The following is a 12,550-nucleotide window of genomic DNA, read 5'->3' as shown; positions in this document are numbered from 1 at the left end:
CCCGGGGTCCGGAGGGCGCCGCCGCGAGCCTTAGGCGTTGTCGCCCCGCACGGCCGCGATCACCGCGTCCGTGACCTGCCGGGTCGTCGCCCGGCCCCCGAGGTCCGGCGTGTGCAGGTTCGGATCGGCGGTGACGCGCTCGACCGCCCGCATCAGCCGGTCGGCAGCCGACTGCTCGCCCAGATGCTCCAGCATCTGGCAGGCGGTCCAGAAGGTGGCGATCGGATTGGCGATGCCCTTGCCGGTGATGTCGAAGGCCGAGCCGTGGATCGGCTCGAACATCGACGGGAAGGTGCGCTCCGGGTTGATGTTCGCGGTCGGCGCGATGCCGAGGGAGCCGGCGAGCGCCGCGGCGAGGTCCGAGAGGATGTCGGCGTGCAGGTTCGTGGCCACGATCGTGTCGAGGGTCTCGGGCTTCATGGTCATGCGCATGGTCATCGCGTCGACGAGCATCTTGTCCCAGGTCACGTCGGGGAAGTCCCGCGCCACCTCGGCCGCGATCTCGTCCCACATCACCATCGCGTGGCGCTGCGCGTTCGACTTCGTCACCACGGTCAGGAGCTTGCGGGGGCGCGACCGCGCCAGCCCGAAGGCGTAGCGGATGATGCGGTCGACGCCCGAGCGGGTCATCATCGAGACGTCGGTGGCGACCTCGTTGGGATGGCCCTGGTGCACCCGGCCGCCGACGCCCGCGTACTCGCCCTCCGAGTTCTCGCGCACGATCACCCAGTCCAGCTCCGGTCCGGTGACGTGGCGCAGCGGGCTCGTGATGCCCGGCAGGATCCGGGTCGGGCGGACGTTGGCGTACTGGTCGAAGGGCTGGCAGATGGCGAGCCGCAGGCCCCAGAGGGTGATGTGGTCCGGCACGTCCGGCGCGCCGACGGCGCCGAAGAAGATCGCGTCGTGGTCCTTGATCTGCTCGCGCCCGTCGGCCGGCATCATCACGCCGTGCTTCTTGTAGTAGTCCGAGCCCCAGTCGAAGTGATCGAACGCGAAGGTGAAGTCGCCGGTCTTCTCGGCCAGCGCGTCCAGCACCTCGATGCCGGCGGCGATGACCTCGATGCCGATGCCGTCGGCGGGAATGGCGGCGATGCGGTAGGTCTTCATGACAGGTCTCCTTTGAGGATGCGGACGGGTTTCAGCGCGCGGCGGCGCCGGCGGGCTCGGCGCGCCGCCCGGACCGGGCAACGACGAGGGTGAGGGTCGCGGAGAGGAGGAGCAGGGCGGCCACGAAGACGAGGCCCCCGGTGAAGCTGCCGGTTTGGTCCTTGATCCACCCGATCGCCCAGGGGCCGACGAAGCCGCCGAGGTTGCCGATCGAGTTGATGGTCGCGATGCCGACCGCCGCGGCGGGCCCCGACAGGAACATCGTCGGCATGGCCCAGAGCGGCGGCTTCGCCGCGCTGATCCCGACATTGACGAGGCTGAGCGCGGCGATGACCGCGGCGACCGAGGCGGCCCCGCCGGCGAGCAGCAGGCCTGCGGCCGCCACGAGGCAGGCGACGACCACGTGCCAGGTGCGCTCGCCCGTCCGGTCGGAATGGCGCGCCCACAGGATCATGCCGACCACCGCGACGGTCGGCGGAACGGCGTTCAGGAAGCCGACCGCAACGGTGGACAGGCCGAAGCTCTTGATGATCTGCGGCGCCCAGATGCCGAGCGTATAGAGGCCGGCCGAGGTGCCGAAGTAGATGAGCGCCAGCGCCAGCACGCGCAGGTCCGCCATCCCGCCCAGGAGGCTGTGCCTGGCGGTCGTCTGCTTGCGGGCGCGCTCCTCGTTCATCTCCGCGACGAGCCAGGCGCGCTGGTCGTCGGAGAGCCACTTCGCCTTCTCGGGCCGGTCGGTCATGTAGAACAGCACCATGATGCCGAGCAGCACGGCCGGGACGGCCTCGATGATGAACATCCATTGCCAGCCATGGAGGCCGAGGATCCCCTCCATCTCGAGGAGCGCGCTTGAGAGCGGCGAGCCCAGCAGCACGGAGACCGGGGCCGCCGCCATGAACAGCGAGACCACCCCCGCACGGTAGCGGGCCGGGAACCAGTAGCTCAGGTAGAGAATGATGCCGGGGAAGAAGCCGGCCTCGGCTGCGCCGAGCAGGAAGCGCAGCAGGTAGAAGCTCGTCTCGCCCTTGATGAAGGCGAAGGCCCCCGAGAGCATGCCCCAGGTGATCATCACCCGGGCGATCCACAGGCGGGCGCCGACCTTGTCGAGGATGATGTTCGAGGGCACCTCGAACAGGAAGTAGCCGAAGAAGAACACCCCGGCCCCGAAGCCGAACACGGCCGACGAGAAGCCGAGGTCCTTGTTCATCGTCAGCGCGGCGAAGCCGATGTTCACGCGGTCGATGAACGCGATGAAGTAGAGCAGGCAGATAAAGGGGATCAGGCGCCACGCGACCCTGCGCATGGTCGCCCGCTCGAGCGAGCCATCCATCGTTTCCTCCTGGGTGGTCCCAGCATGCGCCGGTCTTGGTGCGCCAGCTTGCATGCAAGTTGGCGTTCATTAGGCTCGGATGCGCGCTCTGTCAATCTGGCATTGTAACTTGCATGGAAGTTGGTACGACGGAGCCTTAGACGGAGGTCGCGATGGCGGTGCGCACGGCCGCGAAAGCGGGGCAGGATCAGGACGTCGAGCGGCGTCCCTCCCTGGTCGACGACGCCTATGCGGCGCTGAAGCAGGCCATTCAGGATTCGAGCTTCGCGCCGGGCTACCAAGCCTCGGAGCAGGAGATCGCGCTCCGGCTCGGCATGAGCCGCACGCCCGTCCACGAGGCGGTGATCCGCCTGCAGGAGGACGGGCTCGTGCGCGTGCTGTCCCGGCGCGGCGTCCTCATCTGCGCCCTGGCGCCCGAGGATGTGCGCGAGATCTACGACGTCATTATCGCGATCGAGGGGCGCGCCGCCGAGCTGCTCGCGGCGCTGCCGGGCGCGGCGCGCGACGCCGCGGCGGCCGAGCTGGCCGGCTGCACGCAGGCCATGGCCGAGGCCTGGGCGGCGGGGGACCTTCCGGCCTGGGGGCGGGCGGACGCGCGCTTCCACCGGGCGCTCGTCGAGCACGCGGGCAACGGGCGGATGATCCGGATCATCCAGACCATCAACGACCAGTCGCATCGCGCCCGCATGCTGACGCTGAAGCTCCGGCGCGAGCTGGGCGCGTCCGTGGCCGAGCACCGGGCGATCATCGATGCGATCTGCCAGGGCGAGCCGGCGACGGCCCAGGATCGCGTCCACGACCATCGCCTGCGCGCCCGCGACGAACTCCTGCCGCTCCTGGAAAGCTTCGGCCTGAAGCACCTCTAGGATTCGCGGGACGCCGCGGGCACGGCCCGAGCGTCACGGGCCCTCCGCGTGGGCCGATGCAGGTCAGAACGCGTCGGGCCGTTCTCCCGCTTCGGGGTGCGCCGTGAGCGTCAGGCCGAGGATGTCGATCGGGGCGATGCGCGCTTCGGATTTCGGCGGGCTGGCGAGCATCGTGGCCCAGAAGATGACGCCCGCCAGCGCGAACGCGGCGGCGAGGCCTCCGGCCAGGACGGAGAGGGTGCCGAGACGGGTACCGGACATGGGGGTCGCTCCTCAGGCTTCAGAGGCCGTCGGACGAGCCTGCTCGGTCGCGGCCTGTCCCTCGGATGAGGGAGGCCCGCTGGTTAGGACGCCGCGCTCCGTCCGACCGTGATGTCCGTCACGGAGTCGGCAGCGCCCGGTCGGACAGCGCCGGACGCTTCGGGCCGTTGCCCGACGAGATGCTCGTCGAAGCTGCATCTCCGGGCTTGCGGGCTTCGGACACGGTCCGGCAACAATCACACTCTGACCACATTGCCACGCGAGACCCGAAACCGCATTCCGAAGAATAAAAATTGAACAACCGAACTGGAATGCAATCCTAAGAAGATTATCGTGGAGGGTCTTGAGAGAATGACAGCGCCAACCAGCCTGGAAAAACTGTTCCTGCAACTGATCAATGAGGCTCGTGCCGGCGTCGGCGCCAAGGCGCTGACCTTCGACGGCGAACTACTTGACGCCTCCGATGCGCACAGCGCCTGGATGGATCAGACCGACACGTTCTCGCACACCGGCGTGAACGGCTCGAGCCCCGGCACGCGCCTCACGTCGGCGGGCTACGGCTGGCAGGGCTACGGGGAGAACATCGCCTACGTCAGCGGGGAGCTGAACGAGGCTTCCGTTCGCCAGCTCCACAGCAACCTGATGAACTCGCCTGGCCACTACGCGAACATCGTCAAGGGGTCGTTCGAGGAGGTCGGCATCGGGCTCAGGGCGGGCACGATCAACGGGCGGAACGTCGTCTTCGTGACGGAGGATTTCGGCACGCCGAATGCCGCGGAGCGGGCCGAGCCGAACGATACCGGCACCACCGTCCCTACGACTCCGACGCCCGTCGCGGGTCAGACGCTCAACGGGACCTCGCGCGCCAACACCCTCAGCGGCGGGAGCGGGGACGACCTCATCAGCGGGCGCGGCGGCAACGACGCGCTGAACGGGGGCCTCGGCAACGACACCCTCTACGGCGCGCAGGGCAACGACGTCCTCACGGGCGGCGGCGGCAACGACGTCCTCTCGGGGGACCTCGGCGCGGACCGGTACGTGTTCGGCCAGAACTCGGGCCGCGACCTGGTGCTCGGCTTCAGCCAAGCGCAGGGCGACCGGCTGGCGCTCGGCGGCCAGGCCTTCCAGGTCGGGGCCACGGCGAGCGGCAACACCCTGCTGACGCTGTCCGGCGGCGGCACGGTGGAGCTCTCGGGCGTCAGCCGGACGAGCTTCGGCACCGGCGCCGGCTACCTCGCCTGAGCGGGGAGCCGTGCGCCGGGCATCCGGGTTTCGTCCTGGGGCGCCTTGCGGGGCACCTTGCCGCCGCAGGGGCGCATCCCAGGACGAGGGGTGGATCGGACGAGCGGATCACGGTCGTCGACCCCTTAGAAGGCGGAGGCGCTGGCCTCCATCGTCGCGGCAGGCGTCTTGATCCAACGGACGGCGCCGGCGGTCGCGAAGCCGCCCTGCCGGCGGACCATCGTGCCGTTGGTCGGGCGCCCGGCGCTCTCCAGCGCCATCGCGCCGACGGTCTTGGCGCCGTAGACGGCGGCGGGCTCGGCGGCGAGGGCCGGCGCGGCCGCCGCGAGCGCGAGCAGGACGGCGACGGATCGCACGCTGATACGGTTCGACATGACTTCATCCTCAGGCTTGAGCGGCGGAATGCCCGTCGCTTCGTGAGGCTGAATGTGCTTAGTGGCGCCCCATGAATCAAATGGATGCGTTTCATAATGCGTATCGATCACGTGCATCTCGCGAAGCTGGATCTCAACCTGCTCGTCGCCCTCGACGCCCTGCTGGCGGAGGGCAGCGTGACGCGCGCCGCGGCCCGGATCGGCATCAGCCAGTCGGCCATGAGCCATGCCCTGGGGCGCCTGCGCGCGACCTTCTCGGACGAGCTGCTGACCCGCGCCCCGGACGGCATGCGCCCGACGCCCCGGGCGCGGGCGCTCGTCGAGCCGGTCCAGGCCGCCCTGTCGCAGATCCAGGAAATCACCCGGCCGCCGGCCGCCTTCGATCCGGCGACCGCCGACGTGACCTTCACGCTCGGCATCCCGGACTCGACCGAGGTCCTGCTGATGCCCCACCTCGTCGCGCGCCTGCGGGCCGTCGCTCCGGGGGTGAAGCTCCTGCTGCACACCACCGACCGGAACCGGATCCTCGAGGATCTCGACAGCGGCCGGATCGATCTCGGCATCGGCATCTTCGAGCACGGGCAGACGCACCATAAGCGGCGCATCCTCAACAAGGAGACCTACCTGTGCGTCTTCAACGCCGAGCTCGTCGGCGTGACGCCGCCGATCTCCCTCGAGGATTACGTGCGGCTGCCCCACGTCCTGACGAGCCTCGTCGAGAGCGCCCACGGCGTGGTGGACGACGCGCTCGCCAGGATCGGGCGAAGCCGCGTCATCGCGCTGACCTCGCCGCGCTTCACCGTCATGCCCTTCGTGGTCCGGCAGGCCCCGGTGATCGCCACGATGCATTCCCGCCTGGCGCGCTTCTTCGGCGAGTCCATGGGCCTCGCCGTGAGCCCCGCACCCATCGACCTGCCGGACGTGTCCATCTCGATGCTCTGGCATGCGTCGAACGACGCCGTGCCCGGTCAGCGCTGGCTCCGCGAGACCATCGTGGCGCTGCGCCGCGACGTCTAGGATCCGGGCCGCCTCAGGCCTGGAGCTTCAGGCGGTAGCTGTACATGTCGCCGCGGAACAGGCCCTCGACGTACTCCACCATGGTGCCGTCCTGGGTGAAGCTGTGCCGCTTGATTAGCAGGCAGGGCAGGGGCTCCTCGAACCCGAAGATGCGGCGCTCCTCGGCGGTGGGCAGCGTCGCCTCGATGGCCTGCTCGCAGCGCACGAGCCGCGCGCCGGCCTCCTCGGCCAGGAAGGCGTAGACGGAGCCCGACAGGTCGCCCGTCTCGAGGGCCGGCACCGCCTTGAGATTGTACCAGGCGATCTCCCGCGACATCGCGATCTCGTCGCCGAAGCGCACGCGCACGAGCTTGAGGAACGGGGCGGTCGAGGGCAGGCCGAAGATCGACGAGATCGAGCGGTCGCACACCACGGCCCGCTCCGTGATCCGCGAGGAGGGGATGCGGCCGAGCTCCCGCATCTCCTCCGTGAAGCCTTTCAGGCGGTCCATGCCCGGGCGCACGGGGTCGGGCCGCGGGCGCACCAGGAAGCCCCGCCGCCCCTGCGAGGTCAGGAGGTTGCGCTGGCGCAGCGCCGCGTAGGCGCGCTGGATGGTGACGCGGCTGACGCCGAGGTTCTCTGCGAGCTGCCGCTCCGCCGGCAGCACCGTGCCGGCCGGCAGGGCACCCGAGCCGATCAGATCGTGGATCTGCTCCTCGAGCTGCTGGTAGAGGGGCATCGCGGTGTCGTCGCGCAGGTGCAGGAGCGACAGCAGCGACGGGCGCTCGGCGGGGTGGAAGGGCAGGGGCCGGGACGGCTCGTGCTCGGGCGCCGCGGATCCGCCCGGGCCGCGCGGGCCCTCGACAAGCCTGCGGGATGCGGCTCTCTCTGCCACGTCGCGGATCCGGATCGGTGCCATGCAGGTCTTCGTCGTCGGCAGCTTCGTGGTTGCCTGCTCGGTCAAGGTAGCACGGCTGCCGCGAACCGGTGAATCGCTCGACGCGACGGACTTCGTCTCCGAGCCGGGCGGCAAGGGCTTCAACCTCGCGCTGGCGGCGGCGCGCCTCGGCGCCGGGGTGGACGGCGCCTTCGCGATCGGGTCCGACGCCTTCGCGGCGGTGGCGCGGTCGGCCTTCCGGCAGGAGGGCCTCGCCGAGGCCATGCTGCACGAGAAGCCCGGCTCGACGGGCGCCGGGGTCGGCTTCGTCGATCCGGCGGGCGAGAACTGCCTCGCCGTCAGCCTCGGGGCGAACCGCCGGCTGGGGGCGGAGGACATCGACGACGACGCGGTCGCCCGCGCGCACCTCGTTCTGGCGACCTTCGAGTCGCCGGACGCCCCCATCGCGGCGGCCTTCGCGCGGGCGCGCGCCCTCGGCATCCCGACCCTCCTCAACCCCTCGCCCACGCGCCCGATCCCGCCGGGCCTCCTCGCCGACACGGCGATCCTGCTCCTCAACCGGGTCGAGGCGGGCGATCTCGGCCTGACGGACGGCGACGGCTTCGCCCCGCGCCGCCTCGCGGACCTGATGGAGGGAGGGCCCGGCACGGTGGTGGTCACCCTCGGCGCGGCCGGGGCGGTCGCTTTCCGGCGCGGGAGCCCGCCCCTGCGGCAGGCGGCCTTCCGGGTCGCGGCCGTCGACACGATCGGGGCGGGCGACGCCTTCGGGGCCGGCCTCGCCGTCGCCCTGATCGAGGGGCGCCCCCTCGATCAGGCCCTGCGCCGGGCCGCCGCCTGCGCGGCCCTGACGGTCGGCCGGTTCGGCGCCTTCGAGGCCTTCCCGTCATCCGCGGCCCTCGACCGCTTCCTGGCGGAGGCGGGCAGCCCCCCGGCGGGATCGGGCAGCCCCCCGGCGGGATCGGGCAGCCCCCCGGCAGGCTCGGACAGACCCCTGGAATGACGATCTCGCCTCCGGTAGGGACCCACGCGCGCCGCGCGCCGTTCCCCGAGCGGGACCCGTGCCGGGGCGGCGCCCCGAGGACCATGCCATGACCGCAGCAGCTCCCGATCCGAAGCGGGCCGCCCCCGAGGCCGTCGAGGCCGTGACCGGGCGCCTGCGCGAGGTCCTCGGGCCCCGCCTCGCCACGGGGCTGGCGATCCGCGAGCAGCATGCCAGCACGATCACCTGGGCCCCCAACGAGCCGCCGGACGCGGTGGCCTTCCCGCGCTCCACCGCGGAGGTGCAGGCGGTGGTGCGGGCCTGCGCGGCGGCACGGGTGCCCGTGATCCCGTTCGGAACAGGCTCCTCCCTCGAAGGCCACGTCAACGCACCGCTGGGCGGCGTCAGCCTCGACCTGTCGGGGATGGACCGGGTGCTCTCCGTCAACCCGGAGGACCTCGACGCCACCGTGGAGGCGGGCGTCACCCGCAAGGCCCTCAACGCCGCCTTGCGGGACACGGGGCTGTTCTTCCCGGTCGATCCCGGCGCCGACGCCTCCCTCGGCGGCATGGCGGCGACCCGTGCCTCGGGCACCAACGCGGTCCGCTACGGCACCATGCGGGAGGCCGTGCTGGCGCTCACGGCGGTGCTGCCGAGCGGGGAGGTGGTGCGCACCGCCGGCCGCGCCCGCAAGTCCGCGGCGGGCTACGACCTGACCCGGCTCCTCGTCGGGTCGGAGGGGACCCTCGGGGTCATCACGGAGCTGACCCTTCGGCTCTCCGGCATCCCGGAGGCGGTGGCGGCCGGCCACTGCTCCTTCCCGGACATCAAGGCGGCCTGCGACGCCACCATCCTGACGATCCAGTCCGGCATCCCGGTGGCGCGCATCGAGCTCCTCGACGCGGTGCAGGTGCGGGCCTCCAACGCCCATTCGCGCCTCGCGCTGCCGGAAGCGCCGCTGCTCCTCGTGGAGTTCCACGGGACGGATGCGGGCGTGCGCGAGCAGGCGGAGCGCTTCGGCGAGATCGCGGCGGGCTTCGGCGGAGGAACCTTCGCCTGGGCGACGGAGGCGGAGGCCCGCACGCGCCTCTGGCAGGCCCGGCACGACGCCTACTGGGCCGCGCTCGGCCTGCGCCCGGGCTGCCGGGTCGTGCCCACCGACGTCTGCGTGCCGATCTCGCGGCTCGCCGCCTGCGTCGACGAGACGGCCCGGGACATCGCGGAGAGCGGCATCGTCGCGCCGATCGTCGGCCACGTGGGCGACGGCAACTTCCACGCCCAGGTCGTCGTCGACCCAGGCGACCCGGGCGAGGTCGCCCGGGTGGCGGCCTTCATCGACCGCCTCGTCGCCCGGGCCCTGGCGCTCGAGGGTACCTGCACGGGGGAGCACGGCATCGGCCAGAAAAAGATCGGCTACCTCGAAGCCGAGCGCGGCCCGGCGGCCCTCGCGGTGATGCGCAGCCTCAAGGACGCGCTCGACCCCCTCGGCATCATGAATCCCGGAAAGGTGCTGCGCCCCTGAGCGGGCCCGGCGGGCCGCTCGGCCCTCCGTCGCTCGCGAGGCCCCTCAGCGGATCGCCGCGAGGGCGGCGGCCAGCCCGTCGAGGGTGCCGGGCAGGCGGCGGGACGGTGCGCCCTCGTGCGGGCGGTAGGCGATCGCCACCGGGCGCCCGGCCGCGATGGCGCCGCGCAGGGCAGGCGTCACGTCGAGGAAGCCGAGGCATTGCCGCGCATCGCAGCGCGTCAGCTCCACCGTCAGCTCCGAGGCGGCCCCGCCCTCGGGAGTCAGGGTGACGAAGTGCCGGCCGGCCCCGACCACGGGCGCCCGCAGGATGAAGGCCGCGGCGCCCGCCCGGGTCGCCGCGAGCGACCAGCTGAACACCGTCGCCCCCGCCCGGTCGGCGATGGTCTGCGAGACGTTGCAGACCCTGCGCCGCCGCCGCAGGTTCTCGTCGCAGATCAGGGTCCAGGGGCCGAAGGGCTGGATCAGCCGGCGCACGCTGCCACGCCCGTCCGCCTCCGTCGGGGCGGTCTCCGGCGCCGTCACGCGGTAGGCCGGCAAGGGTTCGGGCAACGGTTCGGATACGGGCGCGGCCTCCTCGGAGATGCCCCGCAGCAGGAGCGGCTGCGCCCAGGCCTGCCCGGCGGCCAGCCGCAACAGGGTGAGGGCGGCCGCGAGCCCGATCACCGCCGCGCGGCGCGCTCCGGGTGCGGCCCGGCGGCTCGGCGCCTCAATTGAAGGTGAAGCTCGCACCGGCGCCGAATCCGAAGTCGCGCCCCGTGGTGGCGCCGGTGGCGTTCAGCCGGCCGCTTCCGTCGGGCAGGGTGTAGCCGATGCCGAAGGCGCCCGCGCTCTCGCCGCGCCAGGCGCCGCCGCCGGCCGCGACGCTGAGCTTGCCGGGCCGGTCGTCGAACCGCAGCGAGGCGGCCGCGAGCCCGATCGCCGCCGCGCGGCGCGCCTCGCCCCGCACCTGGGCGAGGTCGCTGCCGAGGGCGCCGATCCGCTGGTCGAGGGCGGCGAAGCGCTGGTCGGTGTAGCGGGTGGATTGGGTGTAGGCCGCCGCGACCCGGCGGTCGGTGTAGGCGAAGCTCTCGCCGCGGGCGGCCGCCACCTGTCCGACATTGGCCGCGTCCGTGTCCGCGGTGCCGGCGGCGACGTTGCGCAGGAGGACGGGCTGGTTCGGGTCGCCGCCCGTGAGGGTCACCCGGTTGCCGCGCAGGCCCGTCGCCGGATCGACGTCGTACTGGACGCCGGCCCGGTCGAGCGCCGAGATGGCCGCGCCGGCGCTGTCGTAGCGGCTGCCCTGCACCGTGTAGCTCGGCCCGGTGAAGCGGCCGGCCGCATCGAAGGCCGCGCCGCCCCCGAGGGCGCCCGCAAGGGCGCTCCCCGCGGCGCGGAGCTGGCGGAGATTGACGGCGTCGGTGTCGGCGGTGCCGCCCGCGAGGTTGGTGATCTGCCGCTCGGCGCCCGCGGCACCGACCGAGACGGCGCCGGCGTCCGATCCGACCGCGGTGCCGGAGAACGCCTCCGCGCCGCCGCTCAGGCCGGCCCGGTCGGCGCGCGAGCCCGAGCCGAGGGCGACGCCGCCGGCCGTGCTCGCCGCGGCGCCCCCACCGAGCGCCACGCTGTCCGTGCCGGCCGCCTGCGCGGCCGGGCCGGTCGCCCGCACCGCGAGGTAGCGCGTGCCGTTCGTGTTGATGGTGTTGATGGTGTTGCCGAGCGCGGTGAGCGAGGCGGTGGTGTCCCCGAGAGCGGCGTCGAGGCCGCCGAGCGCGCCGCCGACATCCGTGTAGGTGCCGCCCCGCAGGACGAAGCGCGGCCCCGTGAAGGTCCCGGCCGCATCGAAGGCCGCGCCGCCGCCGACGGCGCCCGCCAGGGTGTTGGCGGCCCCGGAGAGCTGGCGGAGGTTGACGGCGTCGGTCGCCTGCGTGCCGCCCGCGAGGTTGGTGATCTGGCGCAGGTTGTCGGGCGCGCCGGCATTGCCGACCGCGACGGCCCCGAGGGTGCTCCGGACGGTGGTGCCCGAGAACGCCTCGGCACCGTTGAGGCCGCCGCGCAGGGCCATCGACTGGAAGCCGAGGGCGACGCCGCCGGCCGCCGCAGAGCCGGCGCTGTTACCCAGGACGGTCGAGCCCGCCGAGGCACCGGTCGCCGTGGAGCCGAGGCCGAGAACGACCGAGTCGGCGGTCGAGCTCATCGTGAAGTTGTTGCCGATCGCGATGCCGCGGTCGCCGCTCGCGGTCGTCTGGGCGCCGATCGCCATCGTGTCGAGGCCGGTCGCCCGCGAGGCGGTGCCGATGGCGAGGTTGTCGCCGGACCCCAGGGGGCCGTTCGGCCGCGGGCTCGTCGCGGTGGCGCCCGATCCGATCGCGATGTTCGTCCCGTAGATCGCCTCGTTCGCGGTCGCGCCCGGCCCGATCGCGATCCCGTTCGTCCGCGCCGTCGCGCCGCCACCGAGGGCCGTGGCGTTATCGCCCGCGGCCGAGGCGCTGTCCCCGACGGCGGTCGCGCGCGCACCGGTCGCCGCCGCGCCGGAACCCGCGGCGTACTGTGCCGTGGCCGACGCGAAGGGCGGGAGAGCGAGGCCGCAACCGAGCATGGTGGCGGCAAGGCGATGCCTTCTCGCGCAGGGCCGGCGTGGCGCGTGGGCGCTCTCGGGCATGAGGCGGACTCTTTCGTGACGCGGAGATCATCAAGCAGAACAAACCTAAACTATCGCCCTTAAGATTGAATGATCCATCCAAGAGTCGATATTTTACTTGAGATTACAACTCCTGCTCGATATCCATCTGGCAATTCTGCGCACCCGTGGTCCAACGCATGCCCGGTGGGATCGTGGCCCGCGTCCGTCACGGGTGCGTCACGCGGTTTTTGCGGGATCGTCACTTTGGGTGTTGACGGGTGGGGTGGGTGTCCGTATACCGCTGCTCATCGGCGCCGGCCGCGGAAGTGGCCCGGGCGCTGAAACGTCTCTTGCACAGACTGAGCGGGTTGTT

The 12,550-nt window shown here is 72.3% G+C and carries 12 protein-coding genes; 5 read left to right on the top strand and 7 right to left on the bottom strand.

What is annotated here, in order from left to right:
- Positions 1 to 30: 30 nt before the first annotated feature.
- Both ACLBXP_RS16870 and ACLBXP_RS16865 read right to left on the bottom strand, forming a co-directional pair.
- Positions 31 to 1,107, bottom strand: coding sequence for a tartrate dehydrogenase (locus ACLBXP_RS16870; RefSeq protein WP_447668909.1), 1,077 nt, complete (start codon positions 1,105 to 1,107; stop codon positions 31 to 33).
- 31 nt (positions 1,108 to 1,138) lie between these two features.
- Complete coding sequence (locus tag ACLBXP_RS16865) at positions 1,139 to 2,437, bottom strand: MFS transporter (protein WP_447668908.1); 1,299 nt, start codon at positions 2,435 to 2,437, stop codon at positions 1,139 to 1,141.
- Positions 2,438 to 2,589: 152 nt separating this feature from the next.
- On the opposite strand from ACLBXP_RS16865, the gene ACLBXP_RS16860 reads away from it, so the two are divergent.
- The gene (locus tag ACLBXP_RS16860; protein WP_447668907.1) at positions 2,590 to 3,303 is read left to right on the top strand and encodes a GntR family transcriptional regulator; all 714 of its coding nucleotides are present in this window, start codon (positions 2,590 to 2,592) and stop codon (positions 3,301 to 3,303) included.
- Between the two features lie 63 nt (positions 3,304 to 3,366).
- Here ACLBXP_RS16860 and ACLBXP_RS16855 read toward each other — a convergent pair whose 3' ends face one another.
- Positions 3,367 to 3,564: a hypothetical protein gene (locus tag ACLBXP_RS16855; RefSeq protein ID WP_447668906.1), complete on the bottom strand. Its 198-nt coding sequence runs from the start codon at positions 3,562 to 3,564 to the stop codon at positions 3,367 to 3,369.
- Positions 3,565 to 3,915: 351 nt separating this feature from the next.
- Here ACLBXP_RS16855 and ACLBXP_RS16850 point away from each other — a divergent pair, with 351 nt between their 5' ends.
- A complete protein-coding gene (locus ACLBXP_RS16850; RefSeq protein ID WP_447668905.1) occupies positions 3,916 to 4,806 on the top strand; it encodes a CAP domain-containing protein in 891 nt (296 codons plus the stop codon).
- 125 nt (positions 4,807 to 4,931) lie between these two features.
- Here ACLBXP_RS16850 and ACLBXP_RS16845 read toward each other — a convergent pair whose 3' ends face one another.
- Positions 4,932 to 5,180, bottom strand: coding sequence for a hypothetical protein (locus ACLBXP_RS16845; protein ID WP_447668904.1), 249 nt, complete (start codon positions 5,178 to 5,180; stop codon positions 4,932 to 4,934).
- Between the two features lie 96 nt (positions 5,181 to 5,276).
- On the opposite strand from ACLBXP_RS16845, the gene ACLBXP_RS16840 reads away from it, so the two are divergent.
- Entirely contained in the window at positions 5,277 to 6,197 is a 921-nt protein-coding gene (locus ACLBXP_RS16840; protein WP_447668903.1) for a LysR family transcriptional regulator, read from the top strand.
- Between the two features lie 13 nt (positions 6,198 to 6,210).
- Here the strand turns inward: ACLBXP_RS16840 and ACLBXP_RS16835 are convergent, their stop codons facing one another.
- Entirely contained in the window at positions 6,211 to 6,915 is a 705-nt protein-coding gene (locus tag ACLBXP_RS16835) for a GntR family transcriptional regulator (protein WP_447669093.1), read from the bottom strand.
- A gap of 178 nt (positions 6,916 to 7,093) precedes the next feature.
- Here ACLBXP_RS16835 and ACLBXP_RS16830 point away from each other — a divergent pair, with 178 nt between their 5' ends.
- Positions 7,094 to 8,074, top strand: a complete 981-nt coding sequence (locus ACLBXP_RS16830) for a PfkB family carbohydrate kinase (protein ID WP_447668902.1) — start codon at positions 7,094 to 7,096, stop codon at positions 8,072 to 8,074.
- Positions 8,075 to 8,162: 88 nt separating this feature from the next.
- Positions 8,163 to 9,575: an FAD-binding oxidoreductase gene (locus tag ACLBXP_RS16825; protein ID WP_447668901.1), complete on the top strand. Its 1,413-nt coding sequence runs from the start codon at positions 8,163 to 8,165 to the stop codon at positions 9,573 to 9,575.
- 45 nt (positions 9,576 to 9,620) lie between these two features.
- On the opposite strand, the gene ACLBXP_RS16820 is transcribed toward ACLBXP_RS16825, so the two are convergent.
- Together ACLBXP_RS16820 and ACLBXP_RS16815 are read right to left on the bottom strand one after the other, a co-directional pair.
- Positions 9,621 to 10,307 (bottom strand): invasion associated locus B family protein, encoded by a 687-nt coding sequence (locus ACLBXP_RS16820; RefSeq protein WP_447668900.1) that lies wholly within the window; start codon positions 10,305 to 10,307, stop codon positions 9,621 to 9,623.
- Positions 10,285 to 12,216, bottom strand: a complete 1,932-nt coding sequence (locus tag ACLBXP_RS16815) for a YadA-like family protein (protein WP_447668899.1) — start codon at positions 12,214 to 12,216, stop codon at positions 10,285 to 10,287. Before ACLBXP_RS16815 ends, ACLBXP_RS16820 begins: the two co-directional genes overlap by 23 nt.
- Between the last annotated feature and the right edge of the window lie 334 nt (positions 12,217 to 12,550).

It is taken from the genome of Methylobacterium sp. A54F (assembly GCF_053346035.1).
The sequence above is the reverse complement of the archived record's forward strand: the minus strand, read 5'-3'. Positions and strand labels throughout refer to the sequence as shown.

Coding starts and splice junctions, on each gene's coding strand:
- ACLBXP_RS16870 (WP_447668909.1), bottom strand. CDS start 1,107: ATGAAGACCTACCGCATCGCCGCCATTCCCGCCGACGGCATCGGCATC.
- ACLBXP_RS16865 (WP_447668908.1), bottom strand. CDS start 2,437: ATGGATGGCTCGCTCGAGCGGGCGACCATGCGCAGGGTCGCGTGGCGC.
- ACLBXP_RS16860 (WP_447668907.1), top strand. CDS start 2,590: ATGGCGGTGCGCACGGCCGCGAAAGCGGGGCAGGATCAGGACGTCGAG.
- ACLBXP_RS16855 (WP_447668906.1), bottom strand. CDS start 3,564: ATGTCCGGTACCCGTCTCGGCACCCTCTCCGTCCTGGCCGGAGGCCTC.
- ACLBXP_RS16850 (WP_447668905.1), top strand. CDS start 3,916: ATGACAGCGCCAACCAGCCTGGAAAAACTGTTCCTGCAACTGATCAAT.
- ACLBXP_RS16845 (WP_447668904.1), bottom strand. CDS start 5,180: ATGTCGAACCGTATCAGCGTGCGATCCGTCGCCGTCCTGCTCGCGCTC.
- ACLBXP_RS16840 (WP_447668903.1), top strand. CDS start 5,277: ATGCGTATCGATCACGTGCATCTCGCGAAGCTGGATCTCAACCTGCTC.
- ACLBXP_RS16835 (WP_447669093.1), bottom strand. CDS start 6,915: ATGCCCCTCTACCAGCAGCTCGAGGAGCAGATCCACGATCTGATCGGC.
- ACLBXP_RS16830 (WP_447668902.1), top strand. CDS start 7,094: ATGCAGGTCTTCGTCGTCGGCAGCTTCGTGGTTGCCTGCTCGGTCAAG.
- ACLBXP_RS16825 (WP_447668901.1), top strand. CDS start 8,163: ATGACCGCAGCAGCTCCCGATCCGAAGCGGGCCGCCCCCGAGGCCGTC.
- ACLBXP_RS16815 (WP_447668899.1), bottom strand. CDS start 12,216: ATGCCCGAGAGCGCCCACGCGCCACGCCGGCCCTGCGCGAGAAGGCAT.